Raw genomic sequence first — 23,560 nt, 5'->3', positions numbered from 1 at the left:
GAAATAAAAGGAAACGCCCGTGCTTGATTGGGACCATATTTTCGCGACACGCTCCAGCCGCATGAAAGCCTCCGAAATTCGCGAACTGCTGAAGCTTCTGGAGCAGCCGGATATCATTTCGTTCGCCGGCGGCATTCCGGATCCGGCATTGTTTCCGGCCGAGGAATTCCAGAAGGCCTATGCGGATATCTTCTCAGGCGCTCAGGTGAACTCCGCGCTGCAGTATTCCGTCAGCGAAGGCTACAAGCCGTTGCGCGACTGGATCGTGGCCGATGTCGCCAAGATCGGTATCGACTGTACCGCCGACAACGTCTTCATCACGTCAGGCTCCCAGCAGGCGCTCGATTACCTCGGCAAACTGTTTCTGTCGCCGAACGATACGGCGCTCGTCACGTGGCCGACCTATCTCGGTGCGCTCTCCGCGTTCAATGCCTATGAGCCGACCTACGATCAGCTCTCGGTCAACGGCAACCGCACGCCGGAAGCCTATCGCGAGACGGCGTCGAAAGCCGGTGGCTCGGTGAAGTTTGCCTATCTGTCCGCCGACTTCTCCAATCCGACCGGCGAGACGATCGATCTCGCAGGCCGCGAAAAGCTTCTGGCACTGGCAGACGAACTCGATATCGCGATTCTCGAAGATGCCGCATACCAGAACCTGCGCTTCGATGGCGAACCGGTTTCGCCGATCCTCGCGCTCGATATTGCCCGCAGCGGCGGTATCGAAAAGACCCGCACGATCTACAGCGGCAGCTTTTCCAAGACGCTGGCACCAGGCCTGCGCGTCGGCTTCGTCATCGGAGCGATGCCGGTCATCCGCAAACTGGTGTTGTTGAAACAGGCGGCCGACCTGCATTCGTCGACGATCAACCAGATCGCCGTCGAGCATGTCGCTTCGCGCGGTTTCGATGAACAGGTTGCCAAGATCAAGCGGGTCTATAGCGGCCGCCGCGATTCCATGCTGGCGGCACTTGCGAAATACATGCCGAAGGGAACGACATGGACAAAGCCCGAAGGCGGCATGTTCGTATGGCTGACGCTGCCTGAGGGCACGGATGGTGCGGAGCTTCTGGCGAAATCGCTGGCAACCGAAAAGGTCGCCTTCGTGCCCGGCAAGGCGTTCTACGCCGACGGCAGCAATGCCAACACGCTGCGCATCAGCTTCTCCTGCGCCAACGACGAGATGATCGACGAAGGCATCAAGCGGCTCGGAAGACTGATCGGCAATGCCGAAACCCGTGAGCACGAAGCGCTCCCGATCATCTGAATATCGCGTACTGAGAAAGGCGACCCAGCGATGGCTTGCCTTTCTCACGGGCTGCTGGCGACCAGTTCACCTGTCGGTGACGCTCGGCCTCGGGCGCCGCCTCTCGTGGAAACGCGGCCTTCTCCGAGGCGCCCAGCGCGCCCGACCGTAACCGCCGCTAATTAAATCACTAGCCGGTGACGTTGATCAGGGGTTGCGCCACGGGACGCCGTCGGGCAGTTTTGCGCCCGGTATATGAGGAGGAGTTTGCATTGGCGCGTCCCTATAGCATCTATGACGTTTTCACCGACGCTAAGCTTTCCGGCAACCCGCTTGCGGTCATCTTCGATGCAGATGGTCTCGACGATGGCGCGATGCAGGCCGTTGCCAAGGAAATGAACCTCTCGGAGACGGTGTTCGTCCAGACGTCGACAAACACCACCCATTCGGCGAAGCTGCGAATCTTCACACCGGGCCGGGAGCTTCCGTTCGCGGGACATCCGACGGTCGGGACGGCCATCGCCCTTGCCGAGCGCACGCACGGGCGCGACAGCGATCTCGATCTGGTCTGTGTCCTCGAAGAGGCGGTCGGTCCGGTTCGGTGCGCCGTGCGTCTGCGCCAGGGGGAGGTGGGGTTCGCCGAGTTCGATCTGCCGAAGAAGTCGCAGCGGATCGACCTCGCCTTGAACCGTCAGGGCATCGCGGACGCGCTCGGCGTCGAGCTGACGGATATCGGGTTCGAAAACCACGTCGCGTCGATCTGGAGCGCCGGTGTGCCCTTCCTGATGATCCCGCTGCACAATCTCGCAACTGTCCAGGACGTGGAATTCGATGCGCCGCTTTGGGAGAAGGTCGCTCCCTTCGTCGAGGGTGCGCTCGCTTCGGCCTATGTCTATTGCCGCGGCGGCGTCCATCATCAGGCGAAATTTCATGCCCGAATGTTCTCGCCGGATATGGGCATCGCTGAAGACCCAGCCACGGGTGGGGCGGTAGCGGCATTGTCCGGCGCGATCCATCATTTTGACGGCCTGCCGGATGGCCATCACCCCCTTCTGATCGAGCAAGGCGTCGAGATGGGACGGCCGTCCTTTATCCATCTCCATATCGATGTGCAGGAAGGGGCCATTGCAAAAGCCCGGATCGGCGGACAAGCGATCCGACTTGCCGAAGGCGTTATCGAAATCTAGGCGATATTTTTCAACCCGTTGATTTTGTTACCATAAGTTCGGATATCCTCGCAAAGGCTGTTCGCTCGCGCAAAAAAGAAGCTGCTGATCCAACAAATTTCGCGGGAGGTGCTGGACAAGCCTAAACTTCCTCTTTATACGGCCCTCACACCGGCGGAAACGACGCTTCGCCAAACCGGTTACGGGTGATTAGCTCAGTTGGTAGAGCAGCTGACTCTTAATCAGCGGGTCGTAGGTTCGAGCCCTACATCACCCACCAAATCAATCCTTTATATTGAAATGTTCAAATGCCGGTTTCACCGGCAAATGGCGTTTCCGTTGCCGTCGACGACGCAGTTTCGCTGCGTCGCGCCGACGCTTCCGGGTCGTGGTGAGGGCCGTTCCTCGATGACACCGGGTCTGCGTCCACCCATATGTCCCGAGACGCCATCGCCTTGTGGCCTTCCTTCAAAATTCTCGTTTCCATAGGTGCCGTAATATCCGCCCGTCCCATCCGGCTGAATTTCGGTATTGCGAAACTGCTGTGCTTCAGCCGGCAAGGCGGCGAGCGTGACCGCAAAGGCAGCGATCAGGGTTCTCATCGGAATCTCCTCCCGTATGATAGTCTATCACAATCTGAATAGCGCAACTCTGGGGCTTCCTGCCGAGCAAATGTCGGCTTTTTTGTACCACCCTGCATTTGTCTCGGGCGAGGTTGCAATTCGTTCGGAACCCTCTGCGCGCGCATGCATTTTGTCCGCATGTTGAAAATCTGCGGAGCATCCTCGTCGTGAAAGCGATCCTTCTACTTCTGAGCGGGCTTGTCTTGGCCGTCACGGTCTTCTTGAGTGGCGTTGCGGCCACGGCCTATCTCGTTGCCGAGCCGGCGCCCCATCGCTTTTCCAACGTTGACCATCCTGATCTTTGGACCTCGACACCCGTGGTCGTGAGCAGCGGCGATCAGCGTTACGAGCGGATTGCTGCTGTGACCGCAAAGATCGATCTGCCAGCGTCGGATGCGCAGGGGCAGCCCGTAGCTGCCCAGGACCAGGCGACGGATGCGGTGGACGGCGTCCATACGGCTTCCTTGGATGAGACAGACCAGGCGCCGGTAGATCCTGTGTCCGATGCATCGGTTAACCAGGCGCATGCCGACTGGTGCTTCGCGCGCTACCGTTCCTACAGGCTCGAGGACAACACCTACCAGCCTTACCGGGGTGGCCAGCGTCGGGCTTGCCAGTCACCGGTCGCCATGTCGCATGGTCAGGACAACATTGTTTCTGGCAACGAGGACACCGGCATCGAAGGCCAGGGGCTGGTTCAGCAGGTCAGCGCCACGAGCACGATGATCGGGCGTGGTCAGGACGGCCGTCTTATCCGTGAAACTGACCGCTCGTCTTCGCCGCAAAACGCCTCATACGACGCAACATCCATGGGGAACCCGGCGCACGAGGAGTGGTGCCTGTCGCGATATCGTTCATACCGCGCCAACGACAACAGCTACACGTCCTACGGCGGCATGCGCCGCACTTGTCAGTCCCCCTACGGCTGAGACCTAGTTCAGCCCGTTTTCAGCAATGTGACCGTCGGCTGTTCGTCTTCCTTCAAGCCTTGAACCAGTTTGGCGAGCCAATCCACGAAGACCCGGACCTTGTTGGAAAGGTGCCGGGTTTGCGGGTAGACGATGTAGAGCGGCAGCGGTTCGCACTCCCATTCGGCGAAGATCTCGATGAGTTCGCCCCTCTTCACGTGCTCCTGGACCATGAACCGCGCTGCCTGTGCGATCCCGAGACCCGCGACCGCCGCGTTGACGTAGGAGCGCGCATCATTCACCGAGACGACGTAACGCGGCATGATCTCCAGCGTCTCGTCCTCTTTGCAAAAGTCGAAGGTCATGATCCGGCCGGCCGTCGCGTTGAGGTAACCGACAGAGAAATGGTCGGTCTCCAGATCTCGCGGATGGGTCGGCATACCGAATCGCTCAAGATAGTTCGGGGATAGGTAATTGCGCATGCGAAGCTCGCCGACTTTGCGCGCAATCAGCGACTGGTCCTTGGGCGTGCCGCCTCGAAGAGCACAGTCGACATTTTCAGCAATGTAATCGACCAGCCGGTCGCCGACCCCGATATCCAGCTGGATCTGCGGGTAGCGCTGGTAGAATTCGCACAAATTGGGGATTACGACGAGGTCGGCGAACGCCCCTGCCATCTCGACACGCAGTCGGCCCGTGGGTTGGTTCTGCGATTTCGACATCGTGCCGTCGAGTTCTTCAAGCTCCGACAGGATCTGCACGGCGCGCTCGTAGTAGAGTGCTCCATCGGTCGTGACCATCACCCGACGTGTCGTGCGGTTGAGGAGCTTCGTGCGCAGATGCGCCTCCAGACCCTGGACCATGTTGGTGGCCGTGGTCTTGGGAATATTGAGGGTCGCGGCAGCACGCGTGAAGTTGCCCGTTTCGACGACGCGCACGAAGACGCGCATAGAGGAAAGCTGGTCCATCGTTGATCCCGTTCGAAAAGTTGTATTATTCGCCTATCCGGAACAGTGTTGCCGATTTCAGCGACTTGCGAGTTCTGTCAGGAACAATAATATCAGGGTCAAGTTATTCGGCAAGATGCCTTTCGCCAATGTGGCTTTTTGGCTCCATAGCGAGGAGGACTGGATGACGGACTGGAACAAGAACACGGATATCGAATGGGCAGGCCTGCCCGTTTCCATACACCGTTACGAAGGCCAGCCGGCAGTCAAGGTCGCGCCGATTATACTCTATCTGCGCGGCACCGCATTCCAGCAGAATGGTGTGCGGGACCGTGAAGTGCCGATCGGCAAAGTGTTTTCGGATGCTGGGTCGATCGTTGTTGAAGCCGACTATGGATCTGCCTCAGGCAACTTGTTTCCGCAGGCAATGGAATGCGCGTTCGCGGCGCTGGCTTATCTCAGCAGCAACCGCAAGCGCTTCGGCTCTGCCCGGTCTCCACTGTTTGTGGCCGGTGACGAGGCCGGCGGCAACGTCGCGGCGGGCGTGGCTTTGAAGGCGCGAGATCAATTGCCGGGCGAGCTTCGGGGACAGATCCTTCTGTCGCCGATGATCGATCCGATGATGGCCTCGAAATCGTTTCGTCGAGCCGATGAGATCGGCATGCGCGAAAAATGGTCCGACGGTTGGAGCCATTATCTGCGTGCAGCCTGCGGGTTTCAGCATCCCTATGCTGCGCCCTGTCTCTGTTCGCGGCTATCCGGTCTTGCGCCGGCTCTGGTCGTCACGTCAGAAGACGATCCGCTGCATGACGAGGTTGTCAACTATGCGGACCGGCTCGAAGCCTCGGGCGTCTCGGTCAGGCAGAAAATATTCCCGAAAGGCGCAGGCTGGACGGGTGTCTACAAGGGCGGGCAGGGGAACTGGATGGCGGGTCTTTCCGCCGAGTTCAAAGGCTTCGTCGAAACGTTGAGTGAATAAGCAGACGTCGATTTCTAGCGTTTGACAACGGTTTTCTCCTCCTCCCTGGGGCAGGACCGTCAGGAGATTATGAATATGTTGAAGATCAAAAACTGGGCCCCGTGGGGCGCCGGAATAAGTGTTGCTGCGCTCATTGCAGGCGCTTCCCTCTCTATCGATACACCGACAGGCGCCCATGCGGCCCCCGCGGAAGCGGCGGCTCAACCGGCGGTGCCGGTCACGGTTGCCGCCGTGCAGCCGAAGAACGTCACCACCTGGCAGGAGTTTTCCGGCCGTCTGGAAGCTGTTGATCGCGTCGAGGTTCGCCCAAGGGTGGCCGGCGCAATTCTGTCCGTCCATTTCCGAGAAGGCGGTCTCGTAAAGGAAGGCGATCTTCTGGTCTCGATCGATCCCGAGCCCTACAAGGCAGCCGTCGCTCAGGCGGAGGGACAGATGGCATCCGCTCAGGCAAGGCTCGATTATGCCGACACCGAGCTGGAACGGGGCAAGACGCTCGCCTCGCGCAACACCATTTCGCAGAGCGATCTTTCGCAGCGTCAGAGCGCCCGCGCCGAAGCGATCGCCAATGTACAGGCAGCAAGGGCAACGCTGAAATCGGCGCAGATCAATCTGGATTATACCCAGATCCGTGCCCCGATCTCCGGGCGTGCAGGTCGCATCGAAGTGACCGTCGGCAATCTCGTGGCGGCAGGCTCTGCCTCGGCGGTGCTGACGACGCTCGTGTCGAGCAGCCCGATCTACGCAAGCTTTGATGCAGCCGAAGAACTGGTGGCCCGCACACTGGCCCAGGTCGACGTCAAGGACGGCGTGCCGGCGATTGGCGACGTTCCGGTTGAGGCCAGCACGCTCGCGTCAACGACGCCTGTCCGCGGCAAGCTGCAGCTGATCGACAACGAGGTCAACGCGGCAAGCGGCACGATCCGCGTCCGCGCGGTCTTCGACAATCCGGGCGGGCGCTTGATCCCCGGTCAGTTCGTGCGGGTCCGCATGGGTGAACCCAAGGCCGAAGATCGCCTTCTCGTCAGCGAAAAGGCGATCGGCACCGATCAGGACAAGAAGTTCGTGCTGGTTGTCGAGGCGGGCGACAAGGTCGGCTACCGGCAGGTTCAGCTCGGATCGGTGATCGATGGTCAGCGGATCGTCGAAAAGGGCCTTTCTGCCGGCGATCGTGTCGTCGTCAGCGGGCTACAGCGCATCCGCCCGGGCGCGATCGTGGCGCCGCAGGACGAAGTCGCCACCAAGTGACTTGATGCGGTCTGCTTCTCCCTAACTGGAGAGGCGGGCAGCAACCACAACTACAATTGCGAGACACGGTAAGCACTCGCGGCCTGCACAGGCCGCGAGAGGGGAGCCTGTTGTTTCTGTTCGACCCTGGAGAGAGGGCTTAGACAATGAATATTTCAAGATTTTTCATCGACAGACCGGTTTTTGCTGGCGTCCTGTCGATCCTGATCGTGGTCGCCGGCCTGCTTGGCATGCGCGCACTTCCGATTTCCGAATATCCGAACGTGGTTCCCCCGTCGGTCGTCGTCAAGGCGACCTATCCGGGTGCCAATCCGGTCGTGATTGCCGAGACAGTCGCGACGCCGCTCGAAGAGCAGATCAACGGCGTCGAAGACATGCTCTACATGTCGAGCCAGGCGACGTCGGACGGCGTGATGACGCTGACGGTCACCTTCAAGCTCGGCACCGATCCGGACAAGGCGCAGCAGCTGGTGCAGAACCGCGTCAGCCAGGCTGAACCGCGCTTGCCATCCGAGGTGAGGGCGCTTGGCATCACGACGATCAAAAGCTCGCCCGACTTCATCATGGTCGTCAATCTGGTCTCGGATAGCGATCGCTATGACCTCACCTACCTTCGCAACTACGCGACGCTGAACGTCAAGGATCGGCTGGCACGGATCGAAGGAGTCGGCCAGGTGCAGGTTTTCGGTGCCGGCGACTATTCCATGCGCGTCTGGATCGATCCGCAAAAGGCTGCCGAGCACAATCTCGCGGCAAGCGATGTGACGGACGCGATCCGCGCGCAGAACGTCCAGGCCGCAGCCGGCATTATCGGCGCCTCGCCGAACCTGCCGGGCACCGACCTCCAGCTCAACGTCAACGCGCAGGGACGTCTGCAGTCGCCTGAAGAGTTCGCCAACATCATCGTCAAGAGCGGCTCCAACGGCGAGATCACCAGGCTTCGCGACGTCGCAAGGGTCGAGATGGGGGCCGCCGACTATACGCTGCGTTCGCTTCTCGACGAACGTCCGGCAGTCGCCATCCCGGTCCTGCAGGCTCCGGGCTCGAATGCGATCGAGATCGCCGATACGGTCCGCGCGACCATGGATCAGCTCCAACTGGCGATGCCGGAAGGTGTGAAATACGAGATCGTATATGACACCACGCAGTTCGTCCGTTCGTCGATCGAAAAGGTCGTCGATACGCTGCTTGAAGCTATCGCGCTGGTCGTCATCGTCGTCATCGTCTTCCTGCAGACCTGGCGTGCCTCGATCATTCCGCTGATCGCAGTTCCGGTCTCCATCATCGGCACGTTTGCCGTGATGTATGCGCTGGGCTTCTCGATCAACGCGCTGACGCTGTTCGGCCTCGTGCTAGCGATCGGTATTGTCGTGGATGACGCGATCGTCGTCGTCGAGAATGTCGAGCGCAATATCGAAAACGGGCTCAATCCGCGCGACGCCACCTACAAGGCAATGCGCGAAGTCTCCGGACCGATCATCGCGATCGCGCTCGTCCTTGTCGCGGTGTTCGTGCCGCTCGCCTTCATCTCCGGCTTGTCCGGCCAGTTCTACCGCCAGTTCGCGCTGACCATCGCCATCTCGACGGTGATCTCGGCGATCAATTCGCTGACCTTGTCGCCGGCACTGGCAGCTCTTCTCCTCAAGGGGCATCATGCCCCGAAGGACCGGTTGACGCGTGGCATGGACTGGCTGTTCGGCTGGTTCTTCCGCGGCTTCAACCGGGTCTTCGGTTCCGCTTCGAACGGTTATGGCCGCACGGTGGGCGGGCTTCTGTCGCGCAAGAGTATCGTCATGGTGATCTATCTCGCCCTGATCGGTGCAACCTACAGCGTGTTCAACGCGGTGCCGGGCGGCTTCGTACCGGCGCAGGACAAGCAGTATCTGATCGGCTTTGCACAGCTGCCGGATGGGGCAACGCTCGACCGTACCGAAGATGTGGTGAAGCGCATGAGCGACATCGCCCTGAAGCAGCCGGGCGTCGAGCATGCGATTGCATTCCCGGGCCTGTCGATCAATGGTTTCACGATCGGATCGAATTCCGGCATCGTCTTCGCGGTGCTTGACGACTTCGAGAACCGCACGACGCCGGAGCTTTCGGGCGGCGCCATCGCCATGGCACTGAACCAGAAGTTTGCCGGTATCCAGGATGCCTTCATCGCCATGTTCCCGCCGCCGCCGGTCAACGGCCTCGGCACCACGGGCGGCTTCAAGCTGCAACTCGAAGACCGTGCCGGTTACGGTTACCAGGCACTGGACGATGCAACCAAGGCCGTGATTGCCAAGGCCATGCAGGCTCCGGAACTGGCGGGCATCTTCTCCAGCTTCCAGATCAACGTCCCGCAGCTGTTTGCCGATCTCGACCGTGCCAAGGCCGAACAGCTGGGCGTATCCGTCACCGACGTGTTCGAGACGCTGCAGATCTATCTCGGCTCACTCTACGTCAATGACTTCAACGCCTTCGGCCGTACCTACAGCGTAAGGGTGCAGGCGGATGCGCAGTTCCGTGCAAAGCCCGAGGATATCGGTGCATTAAAAGTTCGTTCGCAATCGGGCCAGATGATCCCTCTATCGGCGCTCCTCAAGGTGGACGCCCAGACGGGACCGGAACGCACCACGCGCTACAACGGCTTCCTCGCCGCCGATATCAACGGAGCGCCGGCACCTGGCTTTTCCTCCGGTCAGGCGGAAGCGGCGATCACCAAGATCCTCGACGAAACACTGCCGTCAGGCGTTGCCTTCGAGTGGACCGATCTCACCTACCAGCAGATCCTGGCCGGCAATTCGAGCATCATCGTGTTTCCGCTCGCCCTGCTGCTGGTCTATCTTGTGCTGGCGGCGCAGTACGAAAGCCTGACGCTGCCGATTGCGATCATCATGATCGTGCCGATGGGCGTGCTGGCGGCACTGACGGGTGTCTGGCTGACGGGAGGCGACAACAACATCTTCACCCAGATCGGGTTGGTGGTGCTGGTCGGACTGTCGGCGAAGAACGCGATCCTGATCGTGGAATTCGCCCGCGAGCTGGAGTTCGAAGGCCGAACGCCGTTCGAGGCTGCAGTCGAATCCAGCCGCCTTCGCCTTCGCCCGATCCTGATGACGTCGATGGCCTTTATCATGGGCGTGGTGCCACTGGTCGTGTCCACCGGTGCCGGTGCGGAAATGCGCGTCGCCATGGGCATCGCGGTATTCTCCGGCATGATCGGGGTGACCTTCTTCGGCATCTTTATGACGCCGGTCTTCTATATGCTGGCGCGCCTGATGACCGGAATGCGGCCCCTGCGGCAGCACGGTTTGGAGGCGCCGCCCGCTCTCTCTCCAGCGGAGTAGCTGGCCTCCAGGCCCTGCGGGTTCTTCCTCTGGAAGGATCCGCAGGGCATTTTCAATTGTGCCAAGCCATAATGGGCCAGGGTTAACCTTACCCCGTAACCATTGGTAAAGGCTGTGATTGCGCTGCTTACCAATCGGTGGCAATCAGTTCGCACGCCCCTCGTAGCTCAAAGCCAGAGCAGCTGCTTCGTTTGCAGCCGATCCAGGTTCAATTCCTCGGCAGGGGCACCATCTTCCTTTCTCGCTAGATCGCGCCACCGTCGATCACCAGTGTCTGCGCAGTTATGGCAGCCGCGGCGCTCGACGCGAGAAACAGACACGGGCCCACGACATCCTGCGCCACCAGGCTGCGTTTGAGGCACTGGCGCCCGATCATCGCGGCGATGTCTTCGTCCTTCAGCCACAAGTCCTTCTGCCGCTCGGTGACGATCATGCCGGGCAGTATGGCATTGACCCGGATATTTTCCGGCCCAAGTCTGCCGGCGAGGCTTTTGGTCAAGCCGACGATACCGGCCTTGGCGGTTGTGTAGGATGGCATGCCACCCATGTTGAGCATCCAGGCGATCGACGAGAAATTCACGATGGCACCACCGCCGGCCAACCGCATATGCGGCACGGCGGCTTGCGATGTGAAGAACACCTGCTTCAGATTGATCGCCTGGCTGAGGTCCCAGTAGTCTTCGGTGATATCATCGAGATCCCGGCGATCGTCCCAGGCGGCATTGTTCACGAGTACGGAGAGTGACCCGAGGCTTGCTGCCGCATCATCGACCGCATGTCGGATAGCATCGGTATCGCGCAAGTCCGCCCTTATATATCGGACTGGATGATCGCTGATCGCGGAAAGCCGGTCCGCCACTGCTGCACTGGGTTCGTCGGCAATGTCGATAAACGCGACCTTTGCGCCATGGGCCGCGAATCCCTCGACAAGCGCCGCTCCAATGCCGGATCCGCCGCCCGTGATCAGCACGCCGCGGCCGCGCAGATCCGCGTGCCCCATCAAATCCTCATTCATAGGGTTTTCTCCATTCCCATTCTCAGTTCTAACGCTTCGAACCTCGCCGTCAATTGCGCCGGCTCCCTCCTATCTGTAGTCCGGATGCGTATCCGGTCCTGCAAATCCCGTCAGTCTCTCCAAAAGGAATTCCGCATTGTCAGTCTCCCAAAACGTCATCGTCCTGCCGACCAGAGGTTATCGCGGCTTTCTCTTCGACATGGACGGAACGATCCTCAATTCGATTGCTTCTGCCGAACGTGTCTGGGGACGCTGGGCGGCAGAGCAGGGGCTCGACGTAGAGAAATTCCTGCCCTTCATGCACGGCAAGCGCGGCATCGATACGATCACCAGCCTCAACCTGCCGGGTCTTGATCCGGCAATGGAAGCGGAGAAGGTTCTGCGCGGCGAGATCGACGATGTCGAGGGTATCGTTCAGATTCCGGGCGCTGCTGAATTCTTGGCAAGCCTGCCCGCGGGGCAATGGGGTGTCGTGACGTCGTCGCCGCTGGAACTCGCAAAGGCAAGACTTGCCGCAGCTGGCCTTGCGATACCGTCCATGCTGGTCACTGCCGAGGACGTCACGATCGGCAAACCGGACCCGCAGGGCTACAGGCTCGGCGCGAAACGGCTTGGCGCAGACCCTTCCAACGTGATGGTGTTCGAGGACGTCCCTGCCGGTATCATGGCCGGTGAGGCGGCGGGTGCCGATGTCATGGTGATCACCGCCACTCATACCCACGACGTCGAAGGCGGGCACTTCCGGATCCCGGATTATACCGGTGTTTCGGTAAGCGTCGCCAACGACGGCGTCATCACCTTTCAGTCCAGAGCGTGAGAGGCTGACGCCGGTCTTCTGGTACCGGTCAGGCAGCCCTGCTGGATGTTTTCATGAACTGGACGGTGGCGATCCACAGTATGACGCCGAGGCCAAGCAGGGCGGCAGCAATGGCATACTGGACCGGATCGCGACCGGCCCAGGGGCCTGCAAGAAACACGCAGGAGATCACACCAAGAACCGGCAAGATCGTTGGTGTCCGGAAGTGCTTGTGATCTACCTTGTCCTTGCGCAGCACCAGCACGGCGACATTGACGATCGCAAAGACGCAAAGCAACAGAAGAGCAGTCGTCCCGCCAAGAGCGGGCACGCCGCCGGCAAAGAGAATCAGACAGACGGCGAGAAGCGATGTGAAAACGATTGCGATATACGGCGTGCGGCGCGTTGCGTGCACCTTGCCGAGCATGGCGGGCAGCACATTTTCGCGGGCCATGCCGTAAATCAGCCGGCTTGCCATCATCATGTTGATCAGCGCCGAATTTGCGACCGCAAACATCGTGATGATCGCAAAGATGCTGATCGGGAACTCGGGCGCTCCGGCCTGGATGACTTTCAGAAGCGGTGTCTCCCCTTCGCCCAGTTCGTTCGCCGGCACCAGAGTAATCGCTGAAATTGCCACGAGAATGTAGATCACGCCGGTGATCGCGAGACCGGTCAGCAGCACTTTCGGGAAGAGACGGCTTGGCTCCTTGCACTCTTCGGCCATGTTGACCGAGTCCTCGAACCCGACCATCGCGAAGAAAGCGAGACCAGTTGCGGCGACGACTGGCCAGAAAGTTCCGCTGCCTTCCGGTGTGGCGAACGTCCAGGCACGCGACACATCGCCCTCGCCACCAGCAATCGCCCAGAGGCCGATGCCGATGATGATGAGAAGGCCGGTCAGTTCCACAACGGTCAGCACGACGTTGAGCTTTACGCTTTCACCGACACCGCGGAAATTGACCGCCGCCACCAGCGCAATGAAGCCGACGGCGATCAGCGGTACGCCCCAGACCCCGAGATCCAGCCCGAGCGACGTCGAGAAGTTGGCGGCAAACGCCCGCGATGCCGTCGCCGCAGACGTGATGCCTGATGACATCACGGCGAAGGCGACAAGGAACGTCACGAAATGGACGCCGAAGGCTTTATGGGTGTAGAGCGCGGCACCAGCTGCCTGCGGATATTTGGTGACGAGTTCGAGATAGGAGCAGGCGGTGAGCAGGGCGACAAGAAAAGCGATGAGGAATGGAAGCCAGACAACGCCTCCAACTTCAGCGGCCACTTGTCCGGTCAGCGCGTAGATCCCCGTTCCGAGAATATCGCCAACGATGAACAGCAGCAGCAGGCCGGGGCCCATCACGCGCTTGAGTTCAGGTGTTTCTTCTTTCGCGCCGAACGCCTCTGCCATGACTGCCTCCCAACATGGTCCTACATGGCAACACTAATGGGAACATCACACGATTGTTCCATGTTTGGTATGGCTTAACCGATCACGCCGAGCGTTACAGCCGCGACGACGCCGTAGCGAAGCGTCTTGCCGATGAAGACCAAAACAAGGAACGTTGGCAGCGGTTCTTTCAGAACACCCGCGACCACGGTGATGGCATCGCCGCCGATCGGTAGCCAGCTCAGGAGAAGCGACCACTTTCCGTATTTGCGATACCAGGTCTTTGCCTTCTCAAGCTTGTCAGGCTTGACGGGGAACCAGCGTCGGTCCCGGAACCGCTCCACGCCCAATCCCATCAGCCAGTTGACCACCGAGCCGAGCGTGTTGCCGACGGAGGCCGTGAGGACGAGGGCCGCAAGCGCATAGCGATCCGACAGGATGAGGCCGACAAGGACCGCTTCCGACTGCATCGGAAAGATCGTGGCAGCGATGAATGCAGCAAAGAACAGGCCCGCATAGGCGGCAAGATCGACCATGGAAAACCGGGTTTAAAACGTGGAAATGAAAAAGGGCGGGAAACGACCCGCCCTTTTGTTCGGATGGTGAAACGCCTCAGACGTTGCTGATCTGCTTGGAATCGACGGCTGTGTCGTCTGCAACAGGCTTCTGAGCCTGGTGGCGGGTACGCCAGTCGCCAAGGAACAGCAGGATCGGCGCCGCGATGAACACCGACGAGAGGGCAGCGACGAGAATGCCGAACACCATCGGGATCGCGAAGCTGGAAACCGCGCTACCACCCCAGATCGCCATCGGCAGAAGCGAAAGGAACGCTGTCGCCGAGGTGTAGAGGCTTCGCGCCAGCGTCTCGTTGATCGACAGGTCGATCACGTCGCGCAACGGCATCTTCTTGTAGAGGCGCATGTTCTCGCGCATGCGGTCATAGACCACGACCTTGTCGTTGACAGAGTAACCGACCAGCGTCAGCAGCGCGGCAATCGCTGTCAGGTTGAAGTCGAGACCGGTGATCGCGAAGAAGCCGATCGTCTTTGTCACATCGAGCACGAGGGTCGCGATGGCACCGACGGCGAATGGCCATTCGAACCGCACCCAGATGTAGATCATCATGGCAATCGAGGCGAGCAGGACCGACAGGAAGCCGGCCGTTGCAAGTTCGCCCGATACCTTCGGACCGACGACTTCAGTACGCTCGACCTTGGCAGTCTGGTCGATCTTCAGGACTTCGGCCTTGAGCTTCTCGACAGCCTCCGTCTGGGCAATCTCGCCGCCCGGCTGGCGTTCGACACGGACCAGGAGCCTGTTGTGGGCACCGAATTCCTGCAGTGCCACTTCGCCGAGACCGAGCTCGTTGAGGCCCGAACGGAAGGACGCGAGATCCGCTTCGTTGGCGGTTACGACTTCCATCTGGATACCGCCGCGGAAGTCGACGCCGTAGTTGAGGCCAGGCGTTACGAACAGCACGAGCGAGGCGATCGACAGGAGAACCGACACGCCGATACCGATAAAGCGACCCTTCATGAAGGGGATACGCGTACCATCCGGAACGAGGTTGATCGGCAGAAGCGGCTTGATCTCGATCTTCTTCAGCTTGCGCTGAGCGGCAATGTAGATCATCGCGACGCGAACGACCGACACGGCGGTAAACATCGAGATCATGATGCCGAGGCCCATGGTGACCGCGAAGCCGCGGACAGGACCGGAGCCGAACCAGAACAGAAGGACGGTCGCGATCAGCGCCGTGACGTTACTGTCGACGATGGTCGAGTAGGCGCGGGCAAAGCCCGAGTCGATTGCCGCAAACGCGCTCTTGCCCTTGCGGGTTTCTTCCTTGATGCGCTCGTTGATCAGTACGTTCGCATCGACTGCAAGACCGATGCCGAGCACCACGCCGGCGATGCCGGGGAGGGTGAGCGTCGACCCGATCAAGGTTAGGCCCGCAAAGGTCAGGACGACGTTGATGAGCAGCGCAGCGTTGGCCAGAATGCCCCAGCTTCCGTAGAGGAAGAAGATAAAGCAGACGACGAGGACGAAGCCGATCAGCCCGGTGAAGATGCCCATCTCGATCGCATCAGAACCAAGGTCGGCACCGACGGTGCGTTCTTCGATGACGGTGAGCTTGGCGGGCAGGGAGCCAGCGCGCAGGAGAGCCGAAAGGGTGGTCGCGTCCTCAGGCGTGAAGCTGCCCGAAATCTGACCGGAACCGCCGGTGATCGGCGTCTGGATGACGGGGGCGCTCAGCACCTTGTTGTCGAGCACGATCGCAAATGGACGACCGACGTTTGCCTGCGTGATCTGGGCAAAGCGGGCTGCACCGGCGCTGTCGAAACGGAAGGTGACGATAGGCTGGCGGCTCTGCTGGTCGAACGCCGCGCGGGCATCGGTCAGGCGGTCACCGGAGAGCTCGACGCGGTCGAGCACCGGATACTGCTGACCGCTTTCGTCTGCGATCATGGTTACGCCCGGCTGGCCCTGGTCACCGAGAAGGTGGAAGCTCATCTTGGCGGTCGAGCCGAGAAGCTGGCGCAGGCGCGAAGGGTCCTGTTCGCCTGGAAGCTGGACGAGAACGCGGTCCGAACCCACACGCTGGATCGTCGGCTCGGCGACGCCGACCTGGTCGACGCGCTGGCGGATGATCTCAAGGCTTTGCTCAACGGCAGCGTTGATATGGGAGGTGATCCCCGCATCCGTCTGAGCGATGGAAATCGTGTTGTCGCCCTGGCTGGTGATGGAAAGGTCGCTGCCACCAACCGTCGTGCCAAGCCCGATCGGGTTCGCGAGCGTCTGCAACTCGGTGACGGCCTGATCGCGCTGCGCTGGATCGCGAAGCGTAACTAGCACAGCCTCGCCCGAGCGACGGATAGCCGATGTTGCGAGGTTCTTTTCGCGCAGAACGCGGCGTGCATCCTGGATCAGGCCCTGGACACGCTCGTTGATGAGATCAGCGCGGTCCACTTCCAGCACCAGATGCGAACCGCCGCGAAGGTCGAGACCGAGCGATACGCGGCTGTGAGGCAGGAAGGACGGCACGCGGTCGAGGACCGATTGCGGCAAAATGTTCGGCATCGCCACCAGGAAGCCGAACACGATGACGAGGATATAGCTCGCCACCAGCCAGGGTGAATTTCTCATGTTTTAAGATCCTGCTTCGCCCCGGTTGCGCGTTTCGCAGCAAGGGCCCGTATGCGTGTGAGGTTCGACTATCGCGCTCAGGAGACGACGGGCGGTGCGCGCGGCAGCGGAGCCGGCCAATGCGTGCCGATAGGGTTGGCATCGGTGAGTGCGGATGCAATCGCCTGAGCAAATTCCGGAATCGTCAGTGTCGAGGCGGTGAAAGCCAAAGCGCCGTCTGCGCCGCTCCACTGGCTGGGACCAGCCTCCCTGCGGTCGGCAGTCGCCAGCGTGCGAATAGGATCGCGCTTGCTGGCTTGTGGCGTCTCCGAGCTCTTTTCGCTGGAATGCGCGATGCGCAGGATCGCCTGGCTATCGCGAAGTCCGCCGGAAACCAGAGCGACGAAGGCGATCAGCAGTGCCGCGACAAAGACTGCCCATTGCGACGGGAGCTTGTCCTGCGCGCACCGGGCCGTCTCTCGTGTTCCTGCCGGAAACACCGCCATCCGTTCCAACTCCGGAATATTCGTCACACCGAAGAGCCTGCTTCGGAAGAATGCCGCTTCTAAAGGAGAGTGCTGGTACGGTCAATCGCATCACGGCAGGGGATAACCGAAGTTTGACCCGCCTCGCGTCGGGCGCGAACCGGGCTTGACCTCAGTCAACGATTGGACGGGGCTCACCAGCACTTTCGAGCTGGGGGTCCGCGAGCCCCTGACCGGTTATTGCCGGCTGCGACCACCTAACGTTGCTAGCCGGCCTGCTTCAATGGCAGCGCTCTGATTCGACGGTCAATCTCGATTGTATGATAATGAGCGTTTAAACCGCTGTTTCAAAACGAGCCGAAACGACTAGGCAGACTGAATCAGCGGCAAGACTTCGATCGTGCCGTGATAGATCATGGTGATTGCGACATAGACGATCACGGCGAGGCCGAGATAGGCGATCCAGCGGTAGCGGTTGAGCAGGTTCGCCACGAAATTGGCAGCGATACCCATCATCGCAATCGACACGACGAGACCGATGATCAGGACTGCGGAATGCTCCTGAGCAGCTCCGGCAACGGCAAGGACGTTGTCCAGTGACATGGACACATCAGCGACGACGATCTGCATTGCCGCTTGAAAAAACGTCTTTTGCGGTTGGTTGGCGGCCGCAGCGTTGAGCGCGTCGGCGTCTGCCGTATCGTGGGCACGCAGTTCGCTCCACATTTTCCAGCACACCCAGGCGAGCAACAGGCCGCCGACAAGCTGCAGCCCGACGATGCCGAGAAGGTATGAGGTGACCGCTGCAAAGATCAGACGAAGCACGGTTGCGGCCGCGATGCCGAACAGGATTGCCTTCTTGCGCATGTCCGCCGGAAGGCCGGCAGCGGCAAGACCGATAACGATCGCGTTGTCGCCGGACAGCACGAGATTGATGGCAATGACCTCGACGAGGGCAGCCAAGCCAGCAGCGGTAAATAGATCCATGATAGGGAGGCCTGAATGGGAAGGATTGGAGGTAATTTCCTCTATCCGCTTCTTCGCGGTTGCGCACAAGCAATTTACAATTGTCTTTGCGCAAACCGTGGAACGGATGGTCTGCCGGAAGATCAGCAACGGCGCTGGCGGGCAGGATATTTACATTCCCCAATTCCACCGTCATCAATGAGGCTACAAACGGGGAAATACCATGACGCTTGAACAGGATATCGCCAGGATCGCCGAGCAGGAAGCGGCCCTGATCTTCGACCGCTTTGGTCCAGACGAAGCCTGGCAGCTCGGTTGTTTGCTGCGCGACATGGCGATCGAGAAGGGGCTGCCAGTCGCGATCGGTATCCGGCTTCACTCGATGCCACTCTTTTACACGGCGTTGCCGGGGTCGATGCCTGACAACGAAGACTGGGTTCGGCGCAAGAGCAATGTCGTCCTGCGCTTCTTTCAGTCGAGCTATGGAATGGGTCTGAAAATGACCAGGCAGGAGACAACACTCGAGGCAAAGTTCTCGCTTCCTATTGCCGACTATGCACCGCATGGCGGCAGTTTTCCGATAAAGGTGGACGGGGCGGGCTGTATCGGCGCAGTCACCGTATCGGGTCTCCCGCAGCGAGACGATCACAGGCTTGTCGTGGAGGCTCTGCTGGTGATGATGGGCAAGGCGTCCGACGGTGTTCAACTGGAGCAAGCTTGATGAGTTCTGAAGCGGTTCGTCCCCCTGAAGACGTGCTGAATTTCTGGTTCGTCGAACTGGGACCGGAGAAATGGTTCGAAAAGAACCCTGCGCTGGACGTCGCAATCTCGAAGCATTTCGCGGCGACTCACCTGTTTCTGGCGCATGGAGATCTGGATACGTGGCGAGGTTCACGCGAGGGGCATCTCGCGGCCATCATCGTGCTCGACCAGTTTTCTCGCAATATCTATCGGGGCACACCGCTGGCGTTCGCAACAGATTGGATCGCGTTGCGGGAGGCGAGGCTGGCAGTTGACGAAGGTGTCGATACGGGCGCCGGTCTTCATGAGCGGTGCTTCCTGTATCTGCCCTTCGAGCATTCGGAAGCGCTTGAAGACCAGGATCGCGCAGTCGAGCTTTTTGCTCTCCTCGGCGACGAACGATATCACGACTACGCGGTCAAGCACCGGGAGGTGATCCGTCAGTTCGGCCGCTTCCCGCATCGAAATGCTTTGCTCGGACGCAATTCGACCCCGGAAGAGCTCGAGTATCTTGCTCTGCCGGGGTCGGGTTTTTGATCAGACCTGATCTAATCAGCGCTTAGCGTCTAAAGGCGCGCGCAACTGCAATAAGTATGCAGGCGCCGATAAAGCCGGCGATGAGGTAGCCAATCCAGCCGCCCAGCACAACGCCAAAGAAGCCGAGAATGGCGTTGGCGATGATCGCGCCGACGATGCCGAGAAGGATGTTCATGAAGACGCCCATATTGCTCTTCATGAACTGTTCTGCCAGCCAGCCTGCAATGCCGCCGATGATGATGGCTGCGATCCAGCCGATGCCTGCTTCTTCCATGTCTTACCCTCACGTTTTGAATTTGCGATTGGTAACGCAGCAGAATGTTCCAAAGTTCCCAAGGAATTTTCAGGCTGTGCAGGACGTCCTTTTCTTCGCCTTGAAGTGCCTCTATTCGTGCCTGCGATTCCGATTGTCCTGAGAAGAGTAGAGACCGGTGCGCGTGAACTCCTTCGATCCCTTGTCACTGATGACGCGAACGATCCGCGCATCCATGATCGTCCTGCTTGTGACCGCAGCAGCGTTCACGGCCAATGCGCAGGCTCCGCAAAACGGTACGACGTCAACCCAGGCTGCACCGACCCCGGCTGCGCCAACCCCGGCTGCGCCGACCCAAGCAGCACCAGCCCAGACCGCGCCGGGCCAGGCAGCCCCCGGGCAGGCCGGGCAACCGCAGGCATCTGCTCAGCAAAATCCACAGTCGATGGTGACGGTCGACTCGATCAATCATGAAATGAAGGAGACATTGGACAGCCTTCGCGGCCGGCTGACCACGTTTAACGATCAGGTCAGGCAGGATACGACCGACGACGGCCGACTGGCCGAGCTTCGCCTGCAGGCGGAAGAGATCGTCGAACAGATGCGCAGCGCGTCTGACACGCTGAAGGCACGTGTCACGCAGATCCAGTCCAGGTTGACGAGCCTCGGAGAACCACCGGCCGAAGGGCAGCCGCAGGAAGCGCCGGCCGTCGCCGAGGAGCGCGGCAAGCTGGTCAATGAGCGTTCCGAGCTGAACCTGATCGTCGATGATGCCAACAACCTGGCCAACAGCGCGACAAATCTCGCGAACACGATCACCAACCTGCGCCGTGCCCTGTTCGCGCAGACGCTGTTTCGTCATACGGAATTGAACGCCGATCTATTCATCGAGGCGGGCAATGCCTTCGTAACTGAAGTGCACAACTTCAACGCGACGCTTGGCAGCTGGATCGGCTTTGTCATCCGCTTCAAGCTGCTTCAGCTTCTGAGCGCCATCGCGCTGTCCATCGGTGCTGCGGCCCTATTCCTCTGGGGCGGCTACCGCATTTTCGGCCGCTTCATTCGTCGCAACGGTCAGGAAGATCCATCCTACATCAAGCGTCTTTCGGTCGCCTTCTGGTCGACCGTGATTCAGACGGTCTCGATCGCGGCCTTTCTGGTGACCTCCTATCTCTTCCTCGATGGGTTCAATGTCCTCAGACCCGATGTGGCGCCGATCATTGCTTCGCTGTTCGGCTTCATCTGGTTCGTCTCGTTTGTCTGGAAGCTCACCTATGGCGTAATGGCGCCGGGAGAACCGGCATGGCGACTGGTGCGCATCACCGACAAGGCCGCGCGGCTGCTGACATTGGCCGTGCTCGTCATGGCGGTGGTCAACGGACTGGATTACCTTCTCGGCGCGATCAGCGAGGCATTGAACTCGCCGCTGGTTCTGACGATCGTCAAGAGCCTGTTCGCCGCTGTCATCGTTGGTCTCATCCTGATCGCCATTTCCTTTGTTCGGCCGCGCGTTGCCGAGGGCGAGGATCGTGGCGGCAGTACCGGCCATCCCTGGCCGCGGTTTTTCTCCGGTCTGTTGAAGATCATGGGCGGGCTGCTTCTGCTTGCTGTCCTGACGGGCTACATTGGTCTTGCCCGTTTTGTCGCGACACAGATCGTGCTGACCGGCGCGGTCGTCGTCCTGGTCTATCTGGGCTTCCTGTCGGGCAAGGCGATCTCCAAGCAGGGTGCGTTCAAGAACACCGGCGCCGGTCGGCAGCTGGCGGAGCGCCGCAATTTTGGCGAGGTCGCGCTCGACCAGACAGGGCTTGTTGCCGGCCTCGGCATCTATGCGTTCGCCCTGTTTCTCGGCATCCCGCTCATCCTTCTGACCTGGGGCTTCCAGACCACCGATATCGAGGCATGGATCTACAATTTCTTCACCGAAATTCGGATCGGTAACGTCTCCATCTCGATCGTCGGCATTTTCGGCGGCATCCTTCTGTTCGGATTGGGCTTTGTCGTCACCCACTGGGTTCAGAAGTGGATCGACAACAACGTTCTTGCCCGAAGCCAGGTGGATCTCGGTGTCCGAAACTCGGTGAAGACGGGCATCGGCTATCTCGGCGTCGGACTTGCCGTCATCGTCGGCGTGTCGGCTGCGGGCATTGACCTCTCAAGCTTTGCTCTTGTCGCGTCTGCACTGTCGGTCGGTATCGGTTTCGGTCTGCAGAACATCGTATCGAACTTCGTTTCGGGACTGATTCTGCTGGTGGAACGTCCGTTCAAGGTGGGTGACCACGTGGTGACGGGTGCAAACGAAGGTATCGTCAAGCGGATTTCTGTACGTGCGACCGAGATCGAGACCTTCCGCAAACAATCGATCATCGTGCCGAACTCCGACCTGATCAACGCCGCGGTCGGCAACTGGACGCATCGCAACAAGATCGGCCGTTCGGAAATTCCGATCGCTGTCAGCTACAACGCTGACCCGCAACGGGTGATGGACATTCTGCTGGAACTCGTCGACCAGATCCCCGAAGTGCTGCGGAATCCGGAACCTCACGTCGAGTTCCTGACATTCGGGCCGTCGTCGCTGAATTTCGAGCTTCGTTTCCATCTCGCTGACATGGGCGATGGTCTTCGCATCCGTAACAACCTTAGGATCGCCATTCTGCAGCGCTTCCGCGCGGAGGGCATCGAGATTCCGTTCCCGCAGCAGGAGATCGTCTTCCACCGCGGAAAGCCGGTCCTGCCGGATGAGGGAGATACGGCGGGTGGCGCGTAAAGCCACACGCCGAGAATGGTAAGGTACCGGAATAATACATCATTCACTTTAGGCAGCGGTAACTCGATGACCGCTGCGCTCAAGATGTGAAAGTACTGCCTAATTAACGCTTCTGAAAATTGCTTCGCATAGAGTTAAACAAATGGGGCAAGGATCGGGGTTAAAAGGGTACCATGACATTTCTCGGCATTTCCGGCATGCAATATTCCGGCGAATCTTTGGCGAATGCGCGCATATTGCTTGCGGAAGATTCTAACGTATTTACGTCGATGGTCGGGACCCGACTGAAAGAACTGTTCGGCATCGAGATTGAGATCTGCCGTAACTTCGAAGATCTGCAGCTTGCTTACGATCGCTCCACCGAGCCTGTCACGCTTGCGATCTCCAACATCAACCTCCCGGGTGCTGAAAACGGAGAGGCGCTGGAATACCTGATCGATCTGTCGATCCCGACCATCGTCTTTACCGGCACCTTCCAGCAGGAAACACGCGATAGGCTTCTGGCCAAGGATATCGTGGATTATATCCTGAAGGACAACGTCTTTGCGGTCGACATGCTGGCGGAATCGGTTTGCCGGTTCCTGACCAACCACCGCCATCACGTCCTGATCGTCGATGATAGCATGACCGCCCGCGCATTGCTGTCGAGTCGTCTGAAGCGCTATAACTTTAGGGTCAGTGTCGCCGAGAACGGCGCCAAGGCCCTCGAGATCCTGAAGAAGAACCCCGATATCGGTCTCGTCGTCACCGACTACAACATGCCCGATATCGATGGTTTCGAACTGACGCGCCGCATCCGCTCGGTTCGCGGTTCCCACGAACTGCGCGTGATCGGCGTGTCTTCGTCGTCGGACCGGCTGCTTTCCGCCCGGTTCTTGAAGGCCGGCGGCAATGACTTCATGTTGCGGCCCTTCATCGACGAGGAGTTCTACTGCCGCGTCAACCAGAACCTGGATACGCTGATCCAGATCCGCACGATTCGCTCGAAGGCTCCAGCAGCCGACGTCAGGAACGTTGCCTGATTTCTTGTGAGCTGCTGAGTGTGCA

The 23,560-nt window shown here is 59.9% G+C and carries 20 protein-coding genes and 2 tRNA genes; 13 read left to right on the top strand and 9 right to left on the bottom strand.

Going from position 1 to position 23,560, the window contains the following annotated elements; genetic code table 11:
- The first annotated feature begins 19 nt into the window (after positions 1 to 19).
- From ACQY1L_RS07505 to ACQY1L_RS07495, 3 genes are all read left to right on the top strand, one after another.
- Complete coding sequence (locus tag ACQY1L_RS07505; RefSeq protein WP_062580431.1) at positions 20 to 1,264, top strand: PLP-dependent aminotransferase family protein; 1,245 nt, start codon at positions 20 to 22, stop codon at positions 1,262 to 1,264.
- 251 nt (positions 1,265 to 1,515) lie between these two features.
- Positions 1,516 to 2,430 carry a PhzF family phenazine biosynthesis protein gene (locus ACQY1L_RS07500; protein ID WP_430243619.1) on the top strand — a complete coding sequence of 305 codons (915 nt, stop codon included), beginning with the start codon at positions 1,516 to 1,518 and terminating at the stop codon, positions 2,428 to 2,430.
- 183 nt (positions 2,431 to 2,613) lie between these two features.
- Positions 2,614 to 2,689 (top strand) — tRNA-Lys (locus ACQY1L_RS07495).
- Positions 2,690 to 2,726: 37 nt separating this feature from the next.
- On the opposite strand, the gene ACQY1L_RS07490 is transcribed toward ACQY1L_RS07495, so the two are convergent.
- Positions 2,727 to 3,011 (bottom strand): hypothetical protein, encoded by a 285-nt coding sequence (locus ACQY1L_RS07490; RefSeq protein WP_209900750.1) that lies wholly within the window; start codon positions 3,009 to 3,011, stop codon positions 2,727 to 2,729.
- A 188-nt stretch (positions 3,012 to 3,199) separates the two neighbouring features.
- Between ACQY1L_RS07490 and ACQY1L_RS07485 the strand changes: the two genes are divergently transcribed.
- Positions 3,200 to 3,961, top strand: a complete 762-nt coding sequence (locus ACQY1L_RS07485) for a BA14K family protein (RefSeq protein WP_430243617.1) — start codon at positions 3,200 to 3,202, stop codon at positions 3,959 to 3,961.
- An 8-nt stretch (positions 3,962 to 3,969) separates the two neighbouring features.
- Here ACQY1L_RS07485 and ACQY1L_RS07480 read toward each other — a convergent pair whose 3' ends face one another.
- The gene (locus ACQY1L_RS07480; protein ID WP_192086618.1) at positions 3,970 to 4,908 is read right to left on the bottom strand and encodes a LysR family transcriptional regulator; all 939 of its coding nucleotides are present in this window, start codon (positions 4,906 to 4,908) and stop codon (positions 3,970 to 3,972) included.
- A 163-nt stretch (positions 4,909 to 5,071) separates the two neighbouring features.
- Between ACQY1L_RS07480 and ACQY1L_RS07475 the strand changes: the two genes are divergently transcribed.
- The 4 genes from ACQY1L_RS07475 (at position 5,072) to ACQY1L_RS07460 (ending at position 10,671) form a co-directional block, all read left to right on the top strand.
- Positions 5,072 to 5,866 carry an alpha/beta hydrolase fold domain-containing protein gene (locus ACQY1L_RS07475; RefSeq protein WP_430243615.1) on the top strand — a complete coding sequence of 265 codons (795 nt, stop codon included), beginning with the start codon at positions 5,072 to 5,074 and terminating at the stop codon, positions 5,864 to 5,866.
- Positions 5,867 to 5,941: 75 nt separating this feature from the next.
- Positions 5,942 to 7,111, top strand: a complete 1,170-nt coding sequence (locus ACQY1L_RS07470) for an efflux RND transporter periplasmic adaptor subunit (RefSeq protein WP_430243613.1) — start codon at positions 5,942 to 5,944, stop codon at positions 7,109 to 7,111.
- A gap of 146 nt (positions 7,112 to 7,257) precedes the next feature.
- Positions 7,258 to 10,440 carry an efflux RND transporter permease subunit gene (locus tag ACQY1L_RS07465; protein WP_430243611.1) on the top strand — a complete coding sequence of 1,061 codons (3,183 nt, stop codon included), beginning with the start codon at positions 7,258 to 7,260 and terminating at the stop codon, positions 10,438 to 10,440.
- A gap of 155 nt (positions 10,441 to 10,595) precedes the next feature.
- Positions 10,596 to 10,671: transfer RNA gene (locus ACQY1L_RS07460), tRNA-Thr, on the top strand.
- A gap of 13 nt (positions 10,672 to 10,684) precedes the next feature.
- On the opposite strand, the gene ACQY1L_RS07455 is transcribed toward ACQY1L_RS07460, so the two are convergent.
- Positions 10,685 to 11,455, bottom strand: coding sequence for an SDR family NAD(P)-dependent oxidoreductase (locus tag ACQY1L_RS07455; RefSeq protein ID WP_062580588.1), 771 nt, complete (start codon positions 11,453 to 11,455; stop codon positions 10,685 to 10,687).
- A 136-nt stretch (positions 11,456 to 11,591) separates the two neighbouring features.
- On the opposite strand from ACQY1L_RS07455, the gene ACQY1L_RS07450 reads away from it, so the two are divergent.
- Positions 11,592 to 12,272, top strand: coding sequence for an HAD-IA family hydrolase (locus ACQY1L_RS07450; protein ID WP_430243609.1), 681 nt, complete (start codon positions 11,592 to 11,594; stop codon positions 12,270 to 12,272).
- A gap of 28 nt (positions 12,273 to 12,300) precedes the next feature.
- Here the strand turns inward: ACQY1L_RS07450 and ACQY1L_RS07445 are convergent, their stop codons facing one another.
- The 5 genes from ACQY1L_RS07445 to ACQY1L_RS07425 form a co-directional block, all read right to left on the bottom strand.
- Positions 12,301 to 13,659 carry an APC family permease gene (locus ACQY1L_RS07445; protein WP_430243607.1) on the bottom strand — a complete coding sequence of 453 codons (1,359 nt, stop codon included), beginning with the start codon at positions 13,657 to 13,659 and terminating at the stop codon, positions 12,301 to 12,303.
- 74 nt (positions 13,660 to 13,733) lie between these two features.
- Positions 13,734 to 14,174, bottom strand: a complete 441-nt coding sequence (locus tag ACQY1L_RS07440) for a YqaA family protein (protein WP_062457227.1) — start codon at positions 14,172 to 14,174, stop codon at positions 13,734 to 13,736.
- A 76-nt stretch (positions 14,175 to 14,250) separates the two neighbouring features.
- Entirely contained in the window at positions 14,251 to 16,785 is a 2,535-nt protein-coding gene (gene secD / locus ACQY1L_RS07435; protein WP_062457224.1) for a protein translocase subunit SecD, read from the bottom strand.
- 77 nt (positions 16,786 to 16,862) lie between these two features.
- Positions 16,863 to 17,297, bottom strand: a complete 435-nt coding sequence (locus ACQY1L_RS07430; protein WP_192086612.1) for a hypothetical protein — start codon at positions 17,295 to 17,297, stop codon at positions 16,863 to 16,865.
- Positions 17,298 to 17,615: 318 nt separating this feature from the next.
- A complete protein-coding gene (locus ACQY1L_RS07425) occupies positions 17,616 to 18,236 on the bottom strand; it encodes a TerC family protein (protein ID WP_092662219.1) in 621 nt (206 codons plus the stop codon).
- Positions 18,237 to 18,438: 202 nt separating this feature from the next.
- Between ACQY1L_RS07425 and ACQY1L_RS07420 the strand changes: the two genes are divergently transcribed.
- On the top strand, positions 18,439 to 18,936 hold the full coding sequence (locus ACQY1L_RS07420) for a heme-degrading domain-containing protein (protein ID WP_430243603.1): 498 nt from the start codon (positions 18,439 to 18,441) through the stop codon (positions 18,934 to 18,936).
- Positions 18,936 to 19,493, top strand: coding sequence for a DUF924 family protein (locus tag ACQY1L_RS07415; RefSeq protein WP_062457209.1), 558 nt, complete (start codon positions 18,936 to 18,938; stop codon positions 19,491 to 19,493). Before ACQY1L_RS07420 ends, ACQY1L_RS07415 begins: the two co-directional genes overlap by 1 nt.
- 22 nt (positions 19,494 to 19,515) lie before the next feature.
- On the opposite strand, the gene ACQY1L_RS07410 is transcribed toward ACQY1L_RS07415, so the two are convergent.
- Positions 19,516 to 19,767, bottom strand: a complete 252-nt coding sequence (locus tag ACQY1L_RS07410; protein ID WP_062457205.1) for a GlsB/YeaQ/YmgE family stress response membrane protein — start codon at positions 19,765 to 19,767, stop codon at positions 19,516 to 19,518.
- 157 nt (positions 19,768 to 19,924) lie between these two features.
- Here ACQY1L_RS07410 and ACQY1L_RS07405 point away from each other — a divergent pair, with 157 nt between their 5' ends.
- Both ACQY1L_RS07405 and ACQY1L_RS07400 read left to right on the top strand, forming a co-directional pair.
- Complete coding sequence (locus ACQY1L_RS07405; RefSeq protein WP_430243600.1) at positions 19,925 to 22,513, top strand: mechanosensitive ion channel domain-containing protein; 2,589 nt, start codon at positions 19,925 to 19,927, stop codon at positions 22,511 to 22,513.
- A 173-nt stretch (positions 22,514 to 22,686) separates the two neighbouring features.
- Entirely contained in the window at positions 22,687 to 23,535 is an 849-nt protein-coding gene (locus ACQY1L_RS07400) for a response regulator (RefSeq protein ID WP_430243598.1), read from the top strand.
- Positions 23,536 to 23,560 lie beyond the last annotated feature (25 nt).

The organism is Neorhizobium sp. DAR64862/K0K3 (genome assembly GCF_050500185.1).
GTDB classification, from domain to species: domain Bacteria; phylum Pseudomonadota; class Alphaproteobacteria; order Rhizobiales; family Rhizobiaceae; genus Neorhizobium; species Neorhizobium soli.
Note: the sequence above shows the minus strand (reverse complement) of the source record. Positions and strands in the feature narration are given on the sequence as shown.

Excerpts from the sequence above, each read along its gene's own strand:
- ACQY1L_RS07465 (WP_430243611.1), top strand. The coding sequence starts at position 7,258 with ATGAATATTTCAAGATTTTTCATCGACAGACCGGTTTTTGCTGGCGTC.
- ACQY1L_RS07480 (WP_192086618.1), bottom strand. The coding sequence starts at position 4,908 with ATGGACCAGCTTTCCTCTATGCGCGTCTTCGTGCGCGTCGTCGAAACG.
- ACQY1L_RS07440 (WP_062457227.1), bottom strand. The coding sequence starts at position 14,174 with ATGGTCGATCTTGCCGCCTATGCGGGCCTGTTCTTTGCTGCATTCATC.
- ACQY1L_RS07455 (WP_062580588.1), bottom strand. The coding sequence starts at position 11,455 with ATGAATGAGGATTTGATGGGGCACGCGGATCTGCGCGGCCGCGGCGTG.
- ACQY1L_RS07445 (WP_430243607.1), bottom strand. The coding sequence starts at position 13,659 with ATGGCAGAGGCGTTCGGCGCGAAAGAAGAAACACCTGAACTCAAGCGC.
- ACQY1L_RS07410 (WP_062457205.1), bottom strand. The coding sequence starts at position 19,767 with ATGGAAGAAGCAGGCATCGGCTGGATCGCAGCCATCATCATCGGCGGC.
- ACQY1L_RS07425 (WP_092662219.1), bottom strand. The coding sequence starts at position 18,236 with ATGGATCTATTTACCGCTGCTGGCTTGGCTGCCCTCGTCGAGGTCATT.
- ACQY1L_RS07475 (WP_430243615.1), top strand. The coding sequence starts at position 5,072 with ATGACGGACTGGAACAAGAACACGGATATCGAATGGGCAGGCCTGCCC.
- ACQY1L_RS07470 (WP_430243613.1), top strand. The coding sequence starts at position 5,942 with ATGTTGAAGATCAAAAACTGGGCCCCGTGGGGCGCCGGAATAAGTGTT.
- ACQY1L_RS07415 (WP_062457209.1), top strand. The coding sequence starts at position 18,936 with ATGAGTTCTGAAGCGGTTCGTCCCCCTGAAGACGTGCTGAATTTCTGG.
- ACQY1L_RS07400 (WP_430243598.1), top strand. The coding sequence starts at position 22,687 with ATGACATTTCTCGGCATTTCCGGCATGCAATATTCCGGCGAATCTTTG.
- ACQY1L_RS07490 (WP_209900750.1), bottom strand. The coding sequence starts at position 3,011 with ATGAGAACCCTGATCGCTGCCTTTGCGGTCACGCTCGCCGCCTTGCCG.
- ACQY1L_RS07420 (WP_430243603.1), top strand. The coding sequence starts at position 18,439 with ATGACGCTTGAACAGGATATCGCCAGGATCGCCGAGCAGGAAGCGGCC.
- secD (WP_062457224.1), bottom strand. The coding sequence starts at position 16,785 with ATGAGAAATTCACCCTGGCTGGTGGCGAGCTATATCCTCGTCATCGTG.